Below are 20,100 nucleotides of genomic sequence, written 5' to 3'. Positions count from 1 at the left end.
AAGATGAAATATATAATTTATAGTATCCTATTTGTAACTGTATTAGGATGTAAATCGAAAGAAACAGAAAGTACTACTGAAGAATCAGCAGTAGTTACAGATAATAGAGTTTTTATAACGAAGGAACAATGGGAAAAAAACAGTATGAAATTAGTTACTGTTGAAGAACAAGATTTTCCAACTACAATTAAAGTAGTAGGAAAAATAGATGTGCCTCCTACAAATAAAGTTGTGGTAACCGCTAAAATAGGGGGATTTATTAAAAGTATTCCATTATTGGTTGGTGATAAAGTTAAAAAAGGACAACGTTTGGTAACAATAGAAAACCAAGAGTTTGTGGCAATGCAACAACAGTATTTAGAAACAAAACAAGAAATAGCTTTTTTAAAATCTGAATTTGAACGACAAAAAGCATTATTTGATGAAAAAATAACTTCAGAAAGAAATTACCTAAAGGCTAAAAGAGATTTTGAAGTAGCACAAACTACATTAGTGAGTTTACAAAAACAGTTACAAATGATTAATATATCGGCAAGTAAACTAAATAGCAGTTCAATAACTTCCGTTACGGGTATTTATGCTCCTATTTCAGGAAATGTTACCAAAATCAAAGCAGTTACTGGTTCGTATATATCCCCAGCTGATGAAATTTTAGAAATTATAGACAATAAGCATTTACATTTAGAGCTTTCAGTTTTTGAAAAGGATGCTTTAAAATTAAAAGTTGGTCAAGAAATCAGTTTTAGAGTTCCAGAATTATCATCAGAAATTTATAAAGCGAAAGTTCATTTGATTGGAAAAAGTATTAACGAAAACAGAACGGTAGATGTACATGCACATATTGAGGAGGAACAAAAAAGAAACTTTCTGTCAGGTATGTTTGCAGAAGCTATAATAAAAACGAATAGTAATAAAGTTAATTCATTACCAGAAACATCAGTAGCTGAGGTAGAAGGAGGAATGTTTGGGTTAGTTTTAGATGAAAAATCAACTGATGGTTACTATTTTAAAAAGAAAAAAGTTGAAGTTGGAAATACTTTTGAGAAGAATGTAGAATTAAAAAACTCAGAATTTAAAAAAGAAGAAAAATTTTTAGAAAAAGGAGTATTTAATTTATTAACCGAGTAGCTAAAGTGAAGTAAATTAAAACTTTTATATATTTTTTATAATAAAAAAGCAAAGAAATGTATGAAAATATATATTTCTTTGCTTTTTGTTTAAAGAAGAAAAATGATTCAGACTAAGAAAAAGAAAATAGTATTGATTTTGGCTTTTATAGGAGTCATTTTCTATTATTTCTGTCTGCCTAAAAAATTATTTGACAATCCAACATCAACAGTAGTTACCTCAAAAAATAATGAATTGTTAGGGGCTGTTATTGCTGATGACGGTCAGTGGCGATTTCCTGAATTAGATTCTGTTCCAACAAAGTTTGAACATTGTATTTTACAGTTTGAAGATGCTTATTTTTATAAGCATTTTGGATTTAATCCTATTTCGATAGGAAAAGCAATGGTAGAGAATATTAAAGCAAAAAGAGTTGTAAGAGGAGGAAGTACATTAACACAGCAAGTAATTCGATTATCAAGAAAGAATAAAGAGCGTTCGTATTTTGAAAAACTTCAGGAGCTTATTTTAGCTACTCGGTTAGAATTTCGTCATTCTAAAAAAGAAATTTTAAATCTGTATGCTTCACATGCACCATATGGAGGAAATGTTGTTGGATTAGAAATGGCATCGTGGCGTTATTTTGGTTTAAAACCACATCAACTGTCATGGGCTGAAACAGCAACTTTAGCAGTTTTACCTAATGCTCCATCGTTGATTTATCCAGGAAAAAATCAACAAAAATTAAAAATCAAAAGAAATAGGTTATTACAAAAATTACAAGAGGAGGGAATTATAGATCAAATTACCTATGATTTAGCTATTGAAGAAGAATTACCGCAGAAACCATATCCGTTACCCACAGTAGCACCTCATTTTGTACAAGAAGTAACGAAGCAACATAGAGGAAAACGCATAAAAAGCTCTGTTGATATTCATTCGCAAAAACAAGTAAATAATTTAGTAAAGCAACATTATTTCCGTCAAAAACAAAATGAAGTTTACAATATGGCGGTCTTAGTCTTAGATGTTGAAACAAGAAAGGTAGTATCTTATGTGGGGAATTCTCCAACCGATAAAATGCATCAAAAAGATGTTGATAATATTGTAGCTCCAAGAAGTACAGGAAGTGTTTTAAAACCGTTTTTATACGCTCAAATGTTACAATCGGGTGACTTATTACCGACTCAGTTAGTTGCAGATGTACCAACAGAAATAGCAGGATATTCTCCTAAAAACTTTAATTTAACTTTTGATGGAGCAGTTCCAGCAAATGAAGCATTAACACGTTCGCTGAACATTCCTTCAGTACGTATGTTACAGAGATATGGATTGGAAAAATTTAGAGAAGATATTAAAGCGTATCACATTAACGATATTAATAAATCAGCAGATTATTATGGGCTTTCATTAATTTTAGGAGGAGCGGAAGCTAGCTTATGGGATTTATGTAAAACTTTTGCTGGATATGCAGGTATTGTAAATCACTATGAAGAATTAAAACATAATTATTATCAAAATGAATTTATAGAACCGAGTTTTTTGTTTGAAGGAACTCCAGATTTTGGTAAAGTTCAAAAAGACTATACAACTTTAGATGCAGGATCTACATTCCTAACTTTGAATACATTGCTAGATGTGAATAGACCATATACAGATCAAGCTTGGAAGTATTACGATTCGTCTCAAAAAATTGCATGGAAAACAGGAACAAGTTTTGGTAATAAGGACGCTTGGTCTATTGGTGTAACACCTAAATATGTTGTAGGTGTGTGGATTGGAAATTCTGATGGAGAAGGTCGTCCTGATTTAACAGGTGTAGGTAGCGCAGCCCCATTAATGTTTGATGTTTTTGATGTGTTACCAAAATCTAATTGGTTTTTAGAACCTTATGAAGATTTGATAGAAGTAGCTATTTGTGAGAAAAGTGGTTTTTTAGCAAAACCTATTTGTTCGTCTGTAACAAAAAGAGTTCAAAAGAGCGCAATGAGAGCACAATCGTGTCCATATCATCAACAAGTTATGGTTGATAAGCTTGAAAAGTTCAGGGTAAATTCAAATTGTGAATCTATTTCAAATATGAAATCAAAATCATGGTTTGTTTTACCTCCGTTAATGGCTTATTATTATCAACAAAACAATGCTGATTATAGACCATTACCTAATTATAGGTCTGATTGCAATCGATTAGAGAGTAATTTAATGGGCTTCGTTTTTCCGTCAAAAAGTATAACAAAAGTTTCGTTAACCAAAGGAGAAGATAATCAGTTAAATCCTATAGTTTTAAAGTTAACACACAGTAATTCAGAAACAAAGGTTTACTGGTATTTAAATGAACAATTTATAGGCATTACACAACAATATCACGAACAAGCAATTTTACCTAAAGAAGGAACTCATATTATTACGGTAATCGATGATTTTGGTAATGAACTAAAGAAGGTTTTAGAGGTAAAAAAATAAGTAAATGTAAAAGCAGTTTAATTAAAAACTGTATTTTTAGTTTTTTAAAAATAAACTATGTTAGAACTAGCGGGGATAATTATACTAGGAATTTTAGCCCAATGGGTAGCTTGGAGATTTAAAATTCCAGCAATTTTACCTTTAATTTTAATTGGACTACTTGTAGGGCCAATTGCAGCAGAATTTTTTAATGAAGATGGAAGTAAATGGATAGAACCCGTTTGGAATGGTGAAAAAGGATTATTTCCTGGTGATGGTTTATATTACTTTGTGTCATTATCTATTAGTATCATTCTTTTTGAAGGAGGTTTAACTTTAAGAAGGGGTGAAATAAAAAATATAGGCCCCGTAATTACTAAACTTATAACTTTAGGAGCCGCAGTTACCTTTTTTGGAGGCGCTATTGTTGCACATTATGTGTTTGGTTTAGGTTGGGAGTTATCCTTTTTATTTTCAGGGTTAATTATTGTTACAGGTCCAACTGTTATAACCCCAATTTTAAGAAATATACCATTAAAGAAAGATGTTTCAGCAGTTTTAAAGTGGGAAGGTATTTTAATTGATCCTATTGGAGCTTTAGTAGCCGTACTTGTTTTTGAGTTTATTAGTGTTGGAGGAGGTGCTGGTTTTACGCAAACCGCCTTATTAGAATTCTTAAAAATTATATTATTCGGAACTACTTTTGGGTTCACATTTGCTCATGCTTTAATTTTTGTTATTAATAAAAAATGGGTACCTCATTATCTGCTAAATGTTGTTTCTTTATCTACTGTTTTATTAGTATTTGTTGAATCAGAATTATTTGCTCATGAATCAGGGCTATTAGCTGTTGTGGTTATGGGAATGGTACTGGGTAATAGTAAGTTAAAAAACTTAAAAGAAATTTTATACTTTAAAGAATCGCTAAGTGTATTATTAATTTCCATATTATTTATCTTATTATCAGCAAACATTGATTATAAAGAATTAATGCTTTTATACGATTGGAAAACATTACTACTATTTGCATTAATCGTCTTTGTTATACGTCCTATAGCGGTATTTTTAAGTACATCAAAATCCAATTTAAAAACTAACGAAAAACTATTTATTAGTTGGGTAGGACCAAGAGGTATCGTTGCTGCAGGTATTGCTTCGTTATTTGGAAGTAAACTATTAAAACAAGGAATAGAAGGTGCTGAATATATTACTCCGTTAGTATTTATGATTGTGTTAGGAACGGTATTGTTGAATGCAACCACAGCACGATTATTTGCGAAAATAGTAGGTGTATTTTTAAAGCGATCTAATGCGATTATGATTGTAGGAGCATCTGATGTAGCTAGGTTAATAGCTAAATATTTAAAAGATAACAAGCGAAGAGTAGTTTTAATTGATGCTAACAATGAAAATGTAGAGAAAGCAAAAGCAGAAGGTTTAGAGTCGTTAGAAGTAAATATTTATGACGAAGAGCTTACTGATAATATTGAGTTGAATGATGTAGGTTATTTAGTAGCTATGACAGGAAGTGATTCAATAAACAAGTATGTAATTTCAAACTTTTCATCAATTTTTGGTGAACAAGGCGCTTATCGTTTAGCTACATCACAAGAAGTAATTACAAAAGATTACGAAGATGAAGATCATCTATTTACAATTGAAGATGATTATATCAATATAATGGAAGCCGTAAGAGAGTTTCCAGAAATTCATGAAACTCCAGTAAACTCAGTTCAAGAGTATAAGACTAAAATAGAGAAAATACATAATGAAATTAAGTCTATTCCTATTCTAGTTAAGAATAAAAACACGAATGAAATTTTGTTAATTTCTGAGTTTGAGCATGATGTAAAGAAAATTGAAGGTTGGATAGTTGTTTATTTAGGAAAAAACCTAAACATCTAAACCAAAAGTACTTTTTAGTTTTTCAAGTAACGGATTTTTTTCTTTGAGTTTGTCATACTTCTCTTGAGGAGTATAGGCAAACTTTTTTTCTATAGTTTCGTTAACTTTTACATTAATTTGTATTCCGTAATTATTAAGTTTTTCACGTAAAAATCGTAATAATTTTGGTTTTCCTTTTTCTAATTGTGATTTCATTAAATCACTAGGTACAGCAAATATGATGGTAAAATCTTCTTGTAACTTAGGTTCGTCAGAGGCTATAATTGCCGCCATACTTTGTTCTCCTAAACGTTGTAGTTGAAAGTAGTACTTTTTCCAAGCATCTTTCAACTCATCAAGAGAAAAAGGTGTTTTAGGGTGATTATCATAGTTTTCTTCCTCATCTAAATTTACTTTAACATCTTTCTTTTGATGTAAGCTTTTTAAAGATAAAGCAGAAGTACGACGTTTAATATTCTTTAAAGTCGGCTTTGGAGTCTCATTTGTAGTAACAACTGGTTTTTCTTGAGCCTTTTGTGGTTTGCTAACAACAGAGGTAGCTGGTTTTACTTCAGTTTTTTTAACTGAAGGAGATAAAGAAGTAAAAAATGTAGCAGGAATTATGTAGTTGCTAGATTTTTTTTTTGCTCCATCAAAAGTGATAGAGGCAATTTGCATTAAAGTAAGTTCTACCAATAAGCGTTGGTTTTTACTTCCTCGATATTTTAAATCGCAATCGTTTGCCTTATCTATTGCAGGCATTAAAAACTGCATGCTTGCTTTTGTTGCTTGTTCTAAATATCGTTTCTTAGTATTATCACCAACTTCTAATAAAGCAATAGTTGCTTGATCTTTGGCAACTAACAAGTCTCTAAAATGAGAAGCTAAACCATTAATAAAGTGATGTCCTTCAAACCCTTTACTTAATACTTCATTAAAAGCCATTAAGACTTCTGGAATTTTATTAGCTAATAATAAATCGGTAATGTTAAAATACACATCGTAGTCTAACACATTTAAGTTTTGGGTAACCGCTTCACGTGTTAAGTTATTACCAGAGAAACTTACAACCCTATCAAAAATAGAAAGTGCATCACGCATTGCACCGTCAGCCTTCTGAGCAATTACATGTAAAGCATCATCTTCCGCAGTAATATTTTCTTTGTCGCAAATGATTTTTAAATATTCTTTAGCATCTAAAACACCAATACGCTTAAAATCGAAAATTTGACATCGAGATAAAATCGTTGGTATAATTTTATGCTTTTCGGTAGTTGCTAAAATAAAAATAGCATGTGCTGGCGGTTCTTCTAAAGTCTTTAAAAAAGCATTAAAAGCAGCCTGAGAAAGCATATGAACCTCGTCAATAATATACACTTTGTATTTACCCGTTTGAGGTGGAATTCGAACTTGATCGGTAAGGTTACGAATGTCGTCAACCGAGTTGTTTGAAGCAGCATCTAATTCAAAAATATTAAAAGCAAAATCTTCATCATCTGTAGTTGCATCTTCTTGGTTAATACGCTTAGCCAAGATACGAGCACATGATGTTTTACCAACTCCACGAGGTCCTGTAAACAATAAAGCCTGTGCTAAATGGTTATTTTGTATAGCATTTTCTAACGTATTGGTGATGGCTTGTTGCCCTACCACATCCGCAAAATTTTGAGGACGATATTTACGTGCTGATACTATAAAATGCTCCATTAAAACTTTATCTTTATCTTTATATGAACAAAAATAGAAAACGCAACGGCAACACGCAAACAAAACTATTAAGGAAATATTAAAGTTGTAAACAATTGTAAAAAAAGAAATCCTAATACGACAAAGACAATATAAATGATAAACTTATGAAGATAGTAAAACTAGTAACAATATTAGTAGTCCTTTTTTTAATGGCTATTTTATGGAGTTTTTCTTTAGAAAATGAAGATCAACAGAATTCAGATATAAAACAAGAACAGAGAGGCACTAGAGTAGCATACTTTGCCAGTGGTTGTTTTTGGTGTGTTGAAGCAATTTTTGAAAGTGTAAATGGTGTAGAGGAAGTAATATCTGGATATGCAGGAGGTCATACTGAAAATCCAACCTATAAAGTTGTAGGAAGAGGTAGGACTGGACATGCAGAAACAGTAGCAGTGTATTACAAACCGGAAATAGTTAGTTTTCAAACATTGGTAACTGTTTTCTTTGGTTCACATGACCCAACTACGAAAAACGGACAACATCCAGATTATGGGTCACAGTATAGGTCAATAGCGTTTCATAAAACAAAAGAAGAGAAGCAGATAATAGATAAGACTATTAAAAGGCTAAATAAAGATGTTTATGACGGAAAAATAGTTACAGAGGTTAAAAAGATTAAGAAGTTTTATCCGGCAGAGGAGTACCATCAAAACTTTAAACGTTTGAATCCAGAACATCCGTATGTAAAAAAAGTGTCAGTTCCTAGGTTGAATCGTTTTAAACATAAGTTTCCGGAATTGCTTAAAAAAAGAAAAGACGGGTAACTTTATTAAGTTAAAGTTTGTTTATATAAAAGCTCCCCAGTAATATTATTACTGGGGAGTTATTTTTTGATTAAATAGTGAAATTTATTCCTAAAACAATATTTCTACCAGGGTTAAAGATGTTATCAGGTTTTAACCTTGATAAGTGATTAATATATTTCTTATCAAATAAATTATTTACAGTTAATGATGTTGTAAAGGTATACTTGCTAATTAGTATATCACCACCTACACCTAAATTAACAAGGTTATAAGCAGGAGTAGCTGTTTCAAATTCACTAATATTATCTTGTTTAAAATATGAGTGTAAGCTTACAGAAGCATATCCATTTGGTAACCATTTTTCGTTAGAAAATTCAGTTCTTAGCGTATTTTTTAACGTGTTAGCAGGAATTAACGGTAAATAGTTACCATTATCTTGTTTTCCAATAACCATTTCAAAACTACTTTCTAAATGTAGCCAATCTAGAGGGTGAGGGTGTAAATGAAAACCAAATTCACCACCATATAATTTAGCATTTTCTTGTAAGTAAGTGTAAACAGGGGCACCATCCTCAACTTCACCAGTAGGAGATAAATAAATATAATCGTTTAATTTATTGTAAAATCCGTTTGCGAATAATTCAAAGTGTTCAGAATTGTAATCTAAAGATAAGTCAAACTGTAAATTTTTCTCATTTACTAAGTTATTATTACCAACTTCAAAACGATTTGTACCATGATGTACCCCATTAGAAGTTAATTCAGCAAGGTTTGGGGCTCTAAATCCACTAGCTACATTAAAGCGAGAAGTTATAGTGTTAAAAAGCATAGTTTTTGCTCCGAAAGAAGCGGTAAAACTATTGTAAGATTTATCTATAGCTTCAAAAACGTGTATTTCATCTTCATGAGCTACTTCGTGTCGTTCTGTAGTAATTCCTCTGTTATCGTAACGAATTCCGGCTTGTAAAGAAGTATTGTCATTCCATTCGAAATTAGCAGTAGTAAATACACCAAAATCGTTTACAGTTGCATTCGGAATTAACAATTCTTCACCAAAGTTTGTATTGGTTTGATGCAACCCTTGTGCTCCTAATAAAACTTCAAATTTTCCGAATTTAGGAAGGTGGTATTTAGTATTGTAGCTAAAAGTTTTTAGCTTCATATCTAAAGCAGCTTCAGCTTCTTCATGCTCTTCTTCAGTTTCACCTTCTGCATGATCGTGATGTTCTTCAAACTCTTGACGATTATTAATCGTGTACCCTAAATCGATGTCTAATTTTGAGTTTTTAAAGAAAACATGATTATGTAAGCTAATAATATGATTATCGATGTCTTGATACGGAGTTTCTAAGTGAGTTTCTTTAGTTTGTTCACCAATTCCTTCAGTTAACCCTAATTTAGAGTTATTGAAGTTATAACGTAATTCAGAAGAGAAGTTTTTTTCATGAAAACCAATACCTAGTTTTAAATCTTTTTCATTAAAACGAGTATTTGTAACTCTGTAATCAGGTGTTTTATAGTCTGCATGTTGTGCATAGGTACCTCTGGCTAAAAATTGCCAATTTTTTAATGAAGATTTAAAACCAAGAGAAGTATTTGTACCTAAGGTGTTGCTAAAATAACGTTGACTAACATTTAGTTTTGTAGTATTTTCAGGGACAAATTTTTCTGGTTGGATGTATAAAACACCACCCAAAGCATCAGAACCATATAAAAGAGAGGCAGGGCCTTTAATAACTTCTACACCGGCAACACCAGCATCGTTAATTCCTAAACCGTGTTCACCACCAAATTGTTGATTTTCTAATCGAATTCCTTGAGTATAAACTAACACTCTGTTTCCGCTTAAACCTCTAATAACAGGCTTTCCAATAGATGTTCCTGTAGAAACTTGAGATACCCCTGCAATGTTTGTAATACCTTCAGCCAATGTTGTAGCACCAGTTTTTTGAATCGCTCTAGCCGAAAGACGTTCAACTTTCATTACATTTTCAGACTGTAATTTGTTGAAAGGGGTAGAGATAATAACTTCATCAATTTTAAAAACCGATTCTTCTAATTGTACATCAAAAGAAATATTTTTATTGTTAAAAATAAACTCTTTAGCTATTGTTTTAAATCCTAAAAAAGAAAAGTTAAAAGTTACTTTTCCATTAGGGATGTTTTGTAGGTTGTATGTACCATCTTCATTGGTAATGGTTCCTTTATGTAATTGGTCAGAGTATATTTCAACTCCTAAAAGAGGTTGGTTATTAGTATCTGTAATTTTTCCTGATAAGCTGTTTTGTGCATATACAGCAGATATTCCTATAAAAAATAGGAAATTAAAAATTGTCTTCATTAAAAATGAATTTTACTGTTTTAACTATAATTTTTTGTTGGTTGTTTGTAACAAATGTTTAAGATACAGTAAAATAAGGTGGCGCTCTTGAAGATTTTTTATCAGTATATACAAATGAGATTAACTGTGGTTGTGTGTTGTAATCTAATTTGTAAAAATGTTGTGGAATTATCGCATAGTTTTCTACGGTTTGATATGTAAATGTGCTGAATTGAAAATGAGCAAGAGAACAATCAAGCTCTTGGGCGTGATAGTGTTGTTCATCAGTAGACGTACATACAACATGCTCGTGATTTTCAAATAAGTGGATTGTTGCTATTACCGTAGGTAATAACAACATGAATATACTGAGTACAGCAATATGTTTTTTGAATTGAGCCACTGGCAGCAAAAATAGAAAAAATAAAAAAACCGATAGCAATAAGACTATCGGTTTTTATTTTATATAATCATAATATTTTCTTAACTCTTCTTTGAATTACCTCTCATTTTCATGTTTAGCATTTCTACAAGAAGCGAAAAAGTAATAGCAAAATATAAATATCCTTTAGGAATTGCACCCACTGATTGTCCAAAAACAACTGTGTGAGATAAATGCGCACTTTCTGTAATTAGCATAAACCCAATTAAAATTAAAAAGGATAAAGCTAACATTTGAATTGTAGGATGCTTGTTTACAAAATTACTAATAGGAGTAGCAAACATTAACATAATTAATATTGATACAACCACAGCAATAATCATAATAGTTAATGCTCCTTGTATTCCGTTTGTCATACCTACAGCTGTTAACACAGAATCAAAAGAGAAAACAATATCAATTAATACTATTTGAGTTACAACATTTAGTAAAGTAACTCTCTTTTTAGAGTTGTTAGAAGCATGTGTTTCATCTCTTCCTTCAACTTTATGGTGAATTTCACTAGTACTTTTGTATAGTAAAAATATACCTCCAGCAAATAAAATTAAGCTTTGACCTGTAACACCTACTTGTAACCAAGATAAATCAATATTCCAGATTGGATCTTTCATACTAATTAAATAAGAAACTCCTAGTAAAAGAAGGATTCTAAAAATCATTGCTAAAAGAAGACCTATTCGAGTAGCTTTTTTTTGCTGATGTTCTGGTAACTTATTAGATGCAATAGAAATAAAGATAATATTATCAATACCTAATACAACTTCTAAAAAAGTTAGGGTTAGTAAGGCAACCCAGGTATCAGCTTGTAAGAAAATTTCCATAGTTAATTTACTTTATAAACAGTTCCTTCTTGTTTAAAATTAGAGTAACCAATTCTTGCGGTAAAAGTATAAGAACTATCAGTTACTTTAGTTATTTGAACAAATATAGGATCTTTATCTAAATCAGTTTTCGGATTTTTCATTCGCAAAGTATATGCGAAGTTATTTTTCCACTTGATGTAAAGCGTATCTACGTGTTTTATTTCTTTTTCAGTAACCAAGCTGTCAGTTGAAATACTTACTTTTTTAGTATACTCTTCAATTTGGATACTATCTTTTCTTACGATAGTTGTTTTTCCGTAGCTGTCACCAGCAGGAATTTCAAAGGTTCCGTGAACAAAACGTGTAGGGTCTCCTTTTTTTTCTGGAGTACACGAAATAGTTAAAAATAAAACTAAAAAAGTAAGTAAATATCTCATTATATACCTGTGTAATTAGATGGTGTAATTTGTTTTAATTCATTCTTAATCGCATCAGAAACTTCTAAAGTATCAATAAAATTAGCGATAGAATCTTTGTTGATTTTTTCGTTGGTACGTGTTAATCCTTTTAACGCTTCGTATGGATTAGGGTACGCTTCACGACGTAAAATAGTTTGAATAGCCTCAGCAACTACCGCCCAGTTATTTTCTAAATCTTCAGCAAATTTAGCTTCGTTTAATAATAACTTGTTCAATCCTTTTAACGTAGAAGCAAAACCGATTAACGTGTGTCCAAAAGGAACTCCAACGTTACGTAATACCGTACTATCCGTTAAATCACGTTGTAATCTTGAAAGAGGTAATTTAGCAGATAAATGCTCAAAAATTGCATTGGCAATACCTAAGTTTCCTTCAGAGTTTTCAAAATCAATAGGATTTACTTTATGTGGCATTGCAGATGAACCTACTTCACCTTTTTTAATCTTTTGTTTGAAGTAGTCGTTAGAAACATACGTCCAAACATCGCGATCTAAATCAATTAAAATCGTATTTACACGCTTTAATCCGTCGTATAAAGCTGCCATGTGGTCGTAGTGCTCAATTTGCGTAGTAGGGAATGAGTGGTGTAAACCTAAAACTTCCTCTACGAAATGAGTACCAAAGTTTTTCCAGTCGATATCTGGATACGCTACTTTGTGTGCATTGTAATTACCGGTAGCTCCACCAAACTTCGCAGCATGTGGTGTATGTTGAATGTGAATAACCTGATTGTTAATACGTTCTACAAATACAAAAAACTCTTTACCTAAACGGGTAGGAGAGGCTGGTTGCCCGTGAGTTCTTGCTAACATTGGTACGTTTTCCCATTCTTCAGATAAATCAGCTAATTTGCAAACTAAAGTATCTAAAGTAGGGTAGTATACTTCTTCCATAGCATCTTTAATAGATAATGGAATAGCAGTGTTGTTAATATCTTGAGATGTTAATCCGAAGTGGATAAATTCTTTATATTTATGTAAGTTTAAAGCGTCAAACTTTTCTTTAATAAAGTACTCAACAGCTTTTACATCGTGGTTGGTAACGCTTTCAATTTCTTTAATTTTTAGCGCATCCTCAGCAGAAAAATCTTCATAAATTTTACGTAAATCAGCGTATAAATCTTTGTTGAAATCGGCTAATTGAGGTAATGGAATTTCACATAAAGCAATGAAATATTCAATTTCTACCTTTACACGATATTTTATTAAAGCTTCTTCTGAAAAATAGTTCGCTAAGCTTGCTACTTTGTTACGGTATCTACCATCAATAGGAGAGATGGCGTTTAATTCTGTTAAGTTCATGTTTTGTTGTTGTGTTGAAAGGCACAAAAATAGAAAATACTTCCCTTTTTTTAGAGATAAACTACAGGAATTTTAGTACTAAATAAAAGCAATCTCATTTAGGGACAAAGAAGTATGCCGTTGTGTTAACAGAGCATGCCGTACTATCAGCGCCCCATGCCGTGGTGTTAACGGAGCTTGCCGTAATATCAGCGACCCATGCCGTGGTGTTAACGGAGCATGCCGTAGTATCAGCGACCCATGCCGTGATGTTAACGGAGCGTGCCGAGAGTATTCAATAAAGTGTGTAGAGAATTGTATAAAAGAATTGTAGCTAACGTTCAGTATAATAAACGTAGGGTGGTAGGTGATAAGCTAAATATAAATATTTTGCTTTTATCTTTTTTCTCATAAACCCCAAATTTTATATTTGGCGGATTTGCAAAATAAATACAGACCTTTTAATTACCCATGAAGCTCTATATTTTCTTATATATTGTTAGCATTAGTTATTTTATCAATTTTTGATTGAATTTCTAATACTTTTTGATTCCAATATTTTTGCGCTTCTTTAGCATTAAATAGGGGTTTCTTTTTAGAGCCAGTTTTCATTTCTGGAGGTATTTGACTTAGATACTCCCAATTATGATCTATATCCCTAGCTATTTCGTTTTGATTTTCTGGGTCAGACTTTCGTCTAGACCAAAAGTTTTGGTGTTCAATATAATCAGCTTTTATTTTAGAAAAGTGACTAATCAATTCATCAGAATTTGATGGTATATACCCAGGTCCACTAGAACCACAAGAATGGAATGTAATTCCTACTTCATATAGAGTTGCAATGTGTTCCCAAGATTTTATGTCTTTTTTCTTAGGCGACTCAAAATCTAGTCCCATATTAGCCATTAGTTCACCACATTCAGGACATTTAGCAGGATTCTGTTCTTTAGAGTTATTAAATCCATCATAAATATCTTTTTCTAATTTCCTTTTAAATGTTTTTCTACACTTAAAACAAGCATAATGAGGTTTATATGTTGTCATTCCATATCTACACATGCTTAGATTTTATTTATTATGATAAGTTCCAGTTTCATCAGATTCTAAAGATTTAATAACTATTCTTTTACTGATAAAATTTTCATATTTAGTTAATAAAGCTATAGGTTTATCATTTATGAAAATAGTATCGTTACTCAGTTTATGCCTTTTAAAATCTAAGACATCACCAATGTAGTAACCTTCTCCATATTTCCACCAACCTTTTTCTAATTTTTTATCATTTGTTGAGCAAGAAATTAAAAATAAAGGGAGTGATATATATATAAATATTTTTGTCAATTTTTTCGTTTCTAATTAATGTTGACGGATTTGTATATGGTTTGTTGCATGTTTAAGCACTAAATTTAGCAAATAAAACGCCAATAGAAAGTCCGCGAGGACTTTCGTAAGTAGGCTAGAACTAGCAATTAATTTTATACGGTGTTGGCAGTAGTTATTTTATTTCTATGTTAAATTTTTTCGCATATCTCGTGGGATATTTTTTGTTTAATTCATCTTTATTATAAAATCCAATTGTCAGAATATATTTTCCTGGTTTGAAATCCGCAGAAAAAGAAATAATATTTCTCAAATCTTTAATATCATATTGTTCACTCCATATTTGATAGACACTGTTTTTTGTTTTAGGTTCAACAATATCAATAAATACAGGTGTTATTTTCTGTAATGTTTGTTTATTGAAGAAATCAAGATTAATAATTACTTTCTCTTTTTTCTTAAATTCATTAGAGTTGATGTCAATTGTTGCAAAAGAGTTTATTTTATTTTCAACGTAACCCTCAACAATTTTAGGCAATCTGAAAAGAGGACGTTGTAATTGGGAATTACTGCTTTTCGTTTCTGGTGAAGATGAAGATGTTATTTTATTATTTATTTTGGGATTAGGTATTTCAGAAACTTTCAATCTTAAAGAATCAAATTTTAGTTGATAGTCTTTAACAATTGCTAAGGTTAACGAATCAATTGTTTCTTTTTTATTGGAAGGTTTATTATTAGCATATTCCTTTTTAACAGACTTAGAGGTCATTTTGGTAAGTTTTTCAAAATATTCTTGGTCTGGTTTGAATTGAATGATTGTAACTGTTGTATCTTTTTCAGTTTTATTATTTAAAACTAGAACTTCATTTGGACCATTAATATTTTCCCAAAAAAGCCCGCCAATAAAAGCGAGTAATCCAACAATAATAGCCCAAATAGTAGGATATAAATTTGATTTACTAAAGAATTTATCATTACTCATAATGCATTCGGTGTCTGTTTTTTTTATTACTGCCAACGGTTAGTATAAGAGCTGTAGCGGATTAACACGCGCTTGCTTTTCGATTAGCAATATACTTAATAAACACAAAAACGGTGCGAGTTTTCACCCGAACCGCTATTGCTTTTATATATTGTTGGCTGCTGGCTTTTTTCTTTAATTTGAAAGATTGCCTATCATTATCTAACAGCCTGTTCCTTAATGTCTGTTCGATCAAAATGAGCGCGTTTTTCTATAATTTTGCCATCTTCAATCGTTAGCCACATCATCAATGAAAACCGGATAATGTTTCCTTTGGGTTCCAATCCCATCAATGGATTTTTATTATGTGTGCCTTCGTGAATCATATAAACCGCTACTTTGTTACCTTCGGCGATAAGATCTATGATTTGGAATGAGAAATCTCCAAAAGCATCAAAATTTTTCTTTTCCGAAGCGACAAACCCGTCAGCCCCAGGTATAGGGTTGTCTACTTGAACATAGAATGTGAAATCCTCGTGTAAAAAGGCACTGGCAGCATCATAATCTTCGCGGTCAACAGCAGTGTAAAAATCACGTACTAACTGCTTGTTATATTCTAAATTGTTTTCCATTACAGTTGTATTGTTTCTCCGTCTTCCGGAATGATGATGCTATTGCTAATTAATTTTTGATTTACAAATTGTCTTAAAGCTTGTCTTGTAAGTGTATTATGGTAAACCCCTTCCATATGCACAACAACAATATCTGCTAGTGGTGCTGCTTGATGTGTTTTATAAATATCTTCTTTACTCATAATCAATTGGTCTCCAATAACGAATCTGTTATCGCCACCATTAACAACTATGACTTCTGGATTAAATTTCGTAATGGTATTTTCAACCTCTTCGTACCAAACGGTATCTGCAGCGATGTAAAGTGTTTTTTCTGACGGATGTTGCATCACCATGCCTGTTACTTGACCAGCTAGTTTAAGAATAAACCCTTTGCCGTGTTGTGCCTTCGTTCGACTTAGTTGAATGTCTTCAAACTTTGAATTCTCGCTTAAAATTTCAAGGTTAGTAAACCCAGCTTTGGCAATGACTTTTCTGTCATTCTCATCCTGAACAAAAATTTTAATATCTTTTGGTAAAGCTTCTTCTGCAGCTTTATCCCAATGGTCAAAGTGAAGGTGTGTTAAAAACACAAAATCTATGTCTTTAATAATGTCTTCAATAGGAAGTGGAAGATCATTGTTTGGATTTTTTTTCCAATTCCAATCTTTGGCAGGCATAGGGCCACGAGCCAATGTTCCTTTTTTAGAAAACATAGGGTCAACCAACATTTTCTTTCCGGCATACTCAACCACCATGGTAGCGTTTCTTATCAATTGTATATTCATAATTCTAGTGTTTTGATTATGGTACAAAATTACGAAGACAATAAGGGTATGTTTCTACCTATCAGTTATGATAAACTACCATTTTGATAACTCGATTGAAATTCACTAGCGGTAAATCCTGTTTGTTTTTTAAAAAAACGCATCATATGATTCGGTTCTGAATACCCCAAACCAAAAGCAATTTCACTTATGGTTTTGTTTGAGTATAGTAACTCATTTTTAATTTCTGTAAGCAGTCTGTTCTTTAGAAGTTGGGTTGCAGTTTGATGAAATTGTTTTTTTACGGCTTTGTTAAGTGTTATTCTGCTTATCCCAAGTAAGTCGCTATAGTCTTCTATGCGCTGTTTTTCTTTAATGTGTTCTTCTAACAATTTTTTAAAAGCATAGGCATAATTAGAGGTGTCAATTTGAAAAGGCAAATGGTTCTGGTTGGCATAATCTCTATTAAGACGGTGCAATACATAATAAATAAGAGAACGGATAATATGGGCACTATCTAAGTTGGGAGAAACGAGTTCGGACTTGATTTCTTGTAAAATATTACAGGTACCTTGAATTTTTTCAAAGTCTAAATCTAGCCGCATTGGATGGTCATATTGATAAAAGTATAAAAGTTTATACGTGAATAGTTTATCGTTTAAGAACTCATTTAAAAATTCTTCTTTAAAAATTAAAATCGTAAAATCCAGCGCTTCAATATTAACCTCCCATTTCTTGAGTTGATAAGGTGAAATAAATAAAATACTATTACTTTTTATTTCTATTTTCCTATTGTCAATATATACGCAACCATTCCCTTTCTTAAAAACGATGATTTCAAAATAATCAGCATTATGAGTTTCAGAAAGCATATAAGATTGAGCTATTCCTGAATCATGTATTACATTGAGTAAAAAATCAACGCCGCATTCTGTTTTATTAAAAAGTATGGTTTTCAATGCTTTAATTTTTTAAGACTATTAAACGAGATGCTCTTGACCAAATTCGGCTAACTTGTCAACAATAGGTAAGGTTTGTAAGCCAACCTTTGTTAATCGGTATTCCACTTTTGGTGGAATTTGTGGATAGACTTTTTTACTAACCAATTTATTTTCTACAAGCATATTCAATTCCTGTATCAGCATTTTTTCACTAATGCCAGGTATAGCTCTTTTAAGCTCGCCATATCGCATGACATTTTTGTTTATTTGAAACAAGATCATTAAAGTCCATTTGCCACTTAACAAGGTTAAAGAGGCTCTTACAGGACAGTTATTATCACAAGGTGGAATTATTTTTGATTTTTTTGTCATTGATTTTCAGTATTTCTAACTATTTAGTAAGTACTTGACTAAATAGTAAGTACTTGTACAAAAGTAAGTGTTAATCTATTTTTGCACAAATAATTTTAAATAAAAGTAAAATGAAAATATTAGTATTTGGGGCTACGGGTTCACAACAATTTAATGTCATTTCTGAAGGAATAAAAAAAGGAGCAGAAGTCATTGCGGTAACAAGCTCAGAGGAAAATTTTGAGAAATTAAAACAGGCAGGGGCTACTCCGGTTTTGGCGAACATGAAAGATGCTGATAAAATGTTAGAGGTTAGCAAAGGGGTTGATGCGATAGCTTTTATGATTCCTGTGTCATTACAAAATCCATTTGACGGTTTGCAGTATGCCAAAAATGTAATTGATGCAGCAAAGGAAAATCATGTAAAGAAATTGGTTTGGAATACAAGTGGGTGGTTGGAAACGCAAAAAGTAGGATCGCCTGTAGATGATGTAAAGTTGGATGTAAAAGATTATCTTATTAACAGTGGTGTAAATTATGTAATTATAGAGCCCACTATTTATATGGAAAACTTAATGGGACCCTTTTGTGCACCGTTTATAACAAATGAAAAGAAATTGGCCTATCCAACACCCGAAGCCATGCCTATTGGTTGGATAGCTTCCCGAGATGTTAGTGCATTTGTAGTAGAAGCTATTTATAACGAAGATTTAAAAGCGGATAGTTTCCAGATTAGTGGTTTGGAAAATTTAAAAGGTAACGAATCTGCTGAACAATTTTCTAATGGCGTAGGAGAAAAAAATGTGTATTATAGTCAATCTCCAAATGAGTTTGAAGAGATTATGGCGCCATTTTTAGGTGAGGCAGGTGCAGCAAGTGTGGCGTCATATTATGAAAGTCTTCAAAACGGAAATGAATATCCTAAGAAATTCAATCCTAACATGAACGCCGTGTTAGAAAAATTACCGGTTAATATGACGTCATTGAAAGATTGGGCTGAGGAGAACATATCTTATTTTTTTAAGTCTTAAAAAAAATAGAAGGTATTATAGAATATAGTATTGGTTATGATTGAGAGGTAGCTTTCTAGTTAAAAAGATGAACCGTAAGCTACCTTTCAATATTTAAATCTTAATAGTTTAATACTGGTTAGATGACTTCATTTTTTTTACGGCATTCCTTTTAAAAATACAATTAGATTGCGTGTGGTGTTTTATATTCTTTTTTATGCACTTAATTTATGAAAGGTTAGAATTTCAGCTTGCTGCCAACGTTTCAGTATAACCGTCAGTTACGGGTTAAATTAGCGATTATTTTCGGTTTAGAACTGGCGTTAGCAATTCCGAGTGGATTCGGACGTAGTCGAATCCGCCGTAATTGCGGTTATACATTGTTGTAGGTAGTTTTTTATTCAATATTTTCTTTTTCAATTATCAGGTCAACAAATTCTGCATCTCTCAATAGTCCGATTATAAAGTCAAAATCTTCTTTCCCAAATACTTTTTCAAGTTTTTCAGTCCCGATAATTTCAATTATACAATCTCCTGGAAATCCAGGTCCTTCCGCTGTTATTGCGTCATTAAAAGCGTCAAGATTCTTTCCGAATAATTTTCCAGATTCAGAGTCAATTTCCGCTACATATTTATTCCAAAAGTCTTCTTTGGTTTCGCAAAATTCTCCGTTTATGAAAATCTTTCTTCTATGTCGAATTTTTCCGTATTCATCTTCGATAATACTAACGAAAGTGTCTTTTCCATAAGCCATTTTGTCAAACACTTTGGAATATCCATAATTCAACCATCTTTTGTAAATCAATTTGTCATTGAAATACAAGTAAAGCTCATTATCGTCCTTAATTTCTTTTCGTATTATCACGGTTTCTTAAATTACCTACAAC

General features: G+C 31.7%; 19 protein-coding genes. 5 read left to right on the top strand and 14 right to left on the bottom strand.

What is annotated here, in order from left to right; translation table 11 throughout:
• Positions 1–3: 3 nt before the first annotated feature.
• The 3 genes from N534_RS0111960 (at position 4) to N534_RS0111950 (ending at position 5,454) form a co-directional block, all read left to right on the top strand.
• A complete protein-coding gene (locus tag N534_RS0111960) occupies positions 4–1,128 on the top strand; it encodes an efflux RND transporter periplasmic adaptor subunit (RefSeq protein WP_038006058.1) in 1,125 nt (374 codons plus the stop codon).
• 102 nt (positions 1,129–1,230) lie between these two features.
• The gene (gene pbpC / locus N534_RS0111955; protein ID WP_028892716.1) at positions 1,231–3,570 is read left to right on the top strand and encodes a penicillin-binding protein 1C; all 2,340 of its coding nucleotides are present in this window, start codon (positions 1,231–1,233) and stop codon (positions 3,568–3,570) included.
• Positions 3,571–3,627: 57 nt separating this feature from the next.
• Positions 3,628–5,454 carry a sodium:proton antiporter gene (locus tag N534_RS0111950; protein WP_028892715.1) on the top strand — a complete coding sequence of 609 codons (1,827 nt, stop codon included), beginning with the start codon at positions 3,628–3,630 and terminating at the stop codon, positions 5,452–5,454.
• Here N534_RS0111950 and dnaX read toward each other — a convergent pair.
• The gene (gene dnaX, locus N534_RS0111945; protein ID WP_028892714.1) at positions 5,443–7,140 is read right to left on the bottom strand and encodes a DNA polymerase III subunit gamma/tau; all 1,698 of its coding nucleotides are present in this window, start codon (positions 7,138–7,140) and stop codon (positions 5,443–5,445) included. The two genes, N534_RS0111950 and dnaX, sit on opposite strands and share 12 nt — an antisense overlap.
• A gap of 146 nt (positions 7,141–7,286) precedes the next feature.
• On the opposite strand from dnaX, the gene msrA reads away from it, so the two are divergent.
• Positions 7,287–7,946, top strand: coding sequence for a peptide-methionine (S)-S-oxide reductase MsrA (msrA, locus tag N534_RS0111940; RefSeq protein WP_028892713.1), 660 nt, complete (start codon positions 7,287–7,289; stop codon positions 7,944–7,946).
• 70 nt (positions 7,947–8,016) lie between these two features.
• On the opposite strand, the gene N534_RS0111935 is transcribed toward msrA, so the two are convergent.
• The 12 genes from N534_RS0111935 to N534_RS0111880 form a co-directional block, all read right to left on the bottom strand.
• Positions 8,017–10,269 carry a TonB-dependent receptor gene (locus N534_RS0111935; RefSeq protein ID WP_028892712.1) on the bottom strand — a complete coding sequence of 751 codons (2,253 nt, stop codon included), beginning with the start codon at positions 10,267–10,269 and terminating at the stop codon, positions 8,017–8,019.
• 58 nt (positions 10,270–10,327) lie between these two features.
• A complete protein-coding gene (locus N534_RS0111930; RefSeq protein ID WP_028892711.1) occupies positions 10,328–10,651 on the bottom strand; it encodes a hypothetical protein in 324 nt (107 codons plus the stop codon).
• Between the two features lie 80 nt (positions 10,652–10,731).
• Complete coding sequence (locus tag N534_RS0111925) at positions 10,732–11,511, bottom strand: TerC family protein (protein ID WP_028892710.1); 780 nt, start codon at positions 11,509–11,511, stop codon at positions 10,732–10,734.
• A 2-nt stretch (positions 11,512–11,513) separates the two neighbouring features.
• Positions 11,514–11,930: a hypothetical protein gene (locus N534_RS0111920; protein ID WP_028892709.1), complete on the bottom strand. Its 417-nt coding sequence runs from the start codon at positions 11,928–11,930 to the stop codon at positions 11,514–11,516.
• Positions 11,930–13,273, bottom strand: a complete 1,344-nt coding sequence (purB, locus tag N534_RS0111915) for an adenylosuccinate lyase (protein ID WP_028892708.1) — start codon at positions 13,271–13,273, stop codon at positions 11,930–11,932. The genes N534_RS0111920 and purB overlap by 1 nt, the downstream gene beginning before the upstream one ends.
• A gap of 468 nt (positions 13,274–13,741) precedes the next feature.
• The gene (locus tag N534_RS0111910) at positions 13,742–14,296 is read right to left on the bottom strand and encodes a hypothetical protein (protein WP_231517326.1); all 555 of its coding nucleotides are present in this window, start codon (positions 14,294–14,296) and stop codon (positions 13,742–13,744) included.
• Positions 14,297–14,320: 24 nt separating this feature from the next.
• Complete coding sequence (locus tag N534_RS0111905; protein WP_028892706.1) at positions 14,321–14,593, bottom strand: hypothetical protein; 273 nt, start codon at positions 14,591–14,593, stop codon at positions 14,321–14,323.
• Positions 14,594–14,747: 154 nt separating this feature from the next.
• Positions 14,748–15,554: a hypothetical protein gene (locus N534_RS0111900; protein WP_028892705.1), complete on the bottom strand. Its 807-nt coding sequence runs from the start codon at positions 15,552–15,554 to the stop codon at positions 14,748–14,750.
• A gap of 197 nt (positions 15,555–15,751) precedes the next feature.
• Positions 15,752–16,165: an ester cyclase gene (locus N534_RS0111895; RefSeq protein ID WP_028892704.1), complete on the bottom strand. Its 414-nt coding sequence runs from the start codon at positions 16,163–16,165 to the stop codon at positions 15,752–15,754.
• On the bottom strand, positions 16,165–16,959 hold the full coding sequence (locus tag N534_RS0111890) for an MBL fold metallo-hydrolase (protein WP_197017718.1): 795 nt from the start codon (positions 16,957–16,959) through the stop codon (positions 16,165–16,167). Before N534_RS0111890 ends, N534_RS0111895 begins: the two co-directional genes overlap by 1 nt.
• A 38-nt stretch (positions 16,960–16,997) precedes the next feature.
• Positions 16,998–17,870 (bottom strand): AraC family transcriptional regulator, encoded by an 873-nt coding sequence (locus tag N534_RS0111885; RefSeq protein WP_028892702.1) that lies wholly within the window; start codon positions 17,868–17,870, stop codon positions 16,998–17,000.
• Between the two features lie 21 nt (positions 17,871–17,891).
• A complete protein-coding gene (locus N534_RS0111880; protein ID WP_051435917.1) occupies positions 17,892–18,224 on the bottom strand; it encodes a helix-turn-helix domain-containing protein in 333 nt (110 codons plus the stop codon).
• Positions 18,225–18,334: 110 nt separating this feature from the next.
• On the opposite strand from N534_RS0111880, the gene N534_RS0111875 reads away from it, so the two are divergent.
• Entirely contained in the window at positions 18,335–19,234 is a 900-nt protein-coding gene (locus N534_RS0111875) for an SDR family oxidoreductase (RefSeq protein WP_038006052.1), read from the top strand.
• A gap of 376 nt (positions 19,235–19,610) precedes the next feature.
• Here the strand turns inward: N534_RS0111875 and N534_RS0111870 are convergent, their stop codons facing one another.
• Complete coding sequence (locus N534_RS0111870) at positions 19,611–20,036, bottom strand: barstar family protein (RefSeq protein WP_197017707.1); 426 nt, start codon at positions 20,034–20,036, stop codon at positions 19,611–19,613.
• Between the last annotated feature and the right edge of the window lie 64 nt (positions 20,037–20,100).

Source organism: Tenacibaculum sp. 47A_GOM-205m, from assembly GCF_000518405.1.
Taxonomy (GTDB): domain Bacteria; phylum Bacteroidota; class Bacteroidia; order Flavobacteriales; family Flavobacteriaceae; genus Polaribacter; species Polaribacter lutimaris.
The sequence above is the reverse complement of the archived record's forward strand: the minus strand, read 5'-3'. Positions and strand labels throughout refer to the sequence as shown.

What these genes read in the sequence shown, in the direction of transcription:
- N534_RS0111910 (WP_231517326.1), bottom strand. Translation starts at nt 14,296, where the DNA reads ATGACAACATATAAACCTCATTATGCTTGTTTTAAGTGTAGAAAAACA.
- dnaX (WP_028892714.1), bottom strand. Translation starts at nt 7,140, where the DNA reads ATGGAGCATTTTATAGTATCAGCACGTAAATATCGTCCTCAAAATTTT.
- N534_RS0111950 (WP_028892715.1), top strand. Translation starts at nt 3,628, where the DNA reads ATGTTAGAACTAGCGGGGATAATTATACTAGGAATTTTAGCCCAATGG.
- N534_RS0111895 (WP_028892704.1), bottom strand. Translation starts at nt 16,165, where the DNA reads ATGGAAAACAATTTAGAATATAACAAGCAGTTAGTACGTGATTTTTAC.
- N534_RS0111880 (WP_051435917.1), bottom strand. Translation starts at nt 18,224, where the DNA reads ATGACAAAAAAATCAAAAATAATTCCACCTTGTGATAATAACTGTCCT.
- N534_RS0111920 (WP_028892709.1), bottom strand. Translation starts at nt 11,930, where the DNA reads ATGAGATATTTACTTACTTTTTTAGTTTTATTTTTAACTATTTCGTGT.
- N534_RS0111875 (WP_038006052.1), top strand. Translation starts at nt 18,335, where the DNA reads ATGAAAATATTAGTATTTGGGGCTACGGGTTCACAACAATTTAATGTC.
- msrA (WP_028892713.1), top strand. Translation starts at nt 7,287, where the DNA reads ATGAAGATAGTAAAACTAGTAACAATATTAGTAGTCCTTTTTTTAATG.
- N534_RS0111935 (WP_028892712.1), bottom strand. Translation starts at nt 10,269, where the DNA reads ATGAAGACAATTTTTAATTTCCTATTTTTTATAGGAATATCTGCTGTA.
- pbpC (WP_028892716.1), top strand. Translation starts at nt 1,231, where the DNA reads ATGATTCAGACTAAGAAAAAGAAAATAGTATTGATTTTGGCTTTTATA.
- purB (WP_028892708.1), bottom strand. Translation starts at nt 13,273, where the DNA reads ATGAACTTAACAGAATTAAACGCCATCTCTCCTATTGATGGTAGATAC.
- N534_RS0111925 (WP_028892710.1), bottom strand. Translation starts at nt 11,511, where the DNA reads ATGGAAATTTTCTTACAAGCTGATACCTGGGTTGCCTTACTAACCCTA.
- N534_RS0111900 (WP_028892705.1), bottom strand. Translation starts at nt 15,554, where the DNA reads ATGAGTAATGATAAATTCTTTAGTAAATCAAATTTATATCCTACTATT.
- N534_RS0111960 (WP_038006058.1), top strand. Translation starts at nt 4, where the DNA reads ATGAAATATATAATTTATAGTATCCTATTTGTAACTGTATTAGGATGT.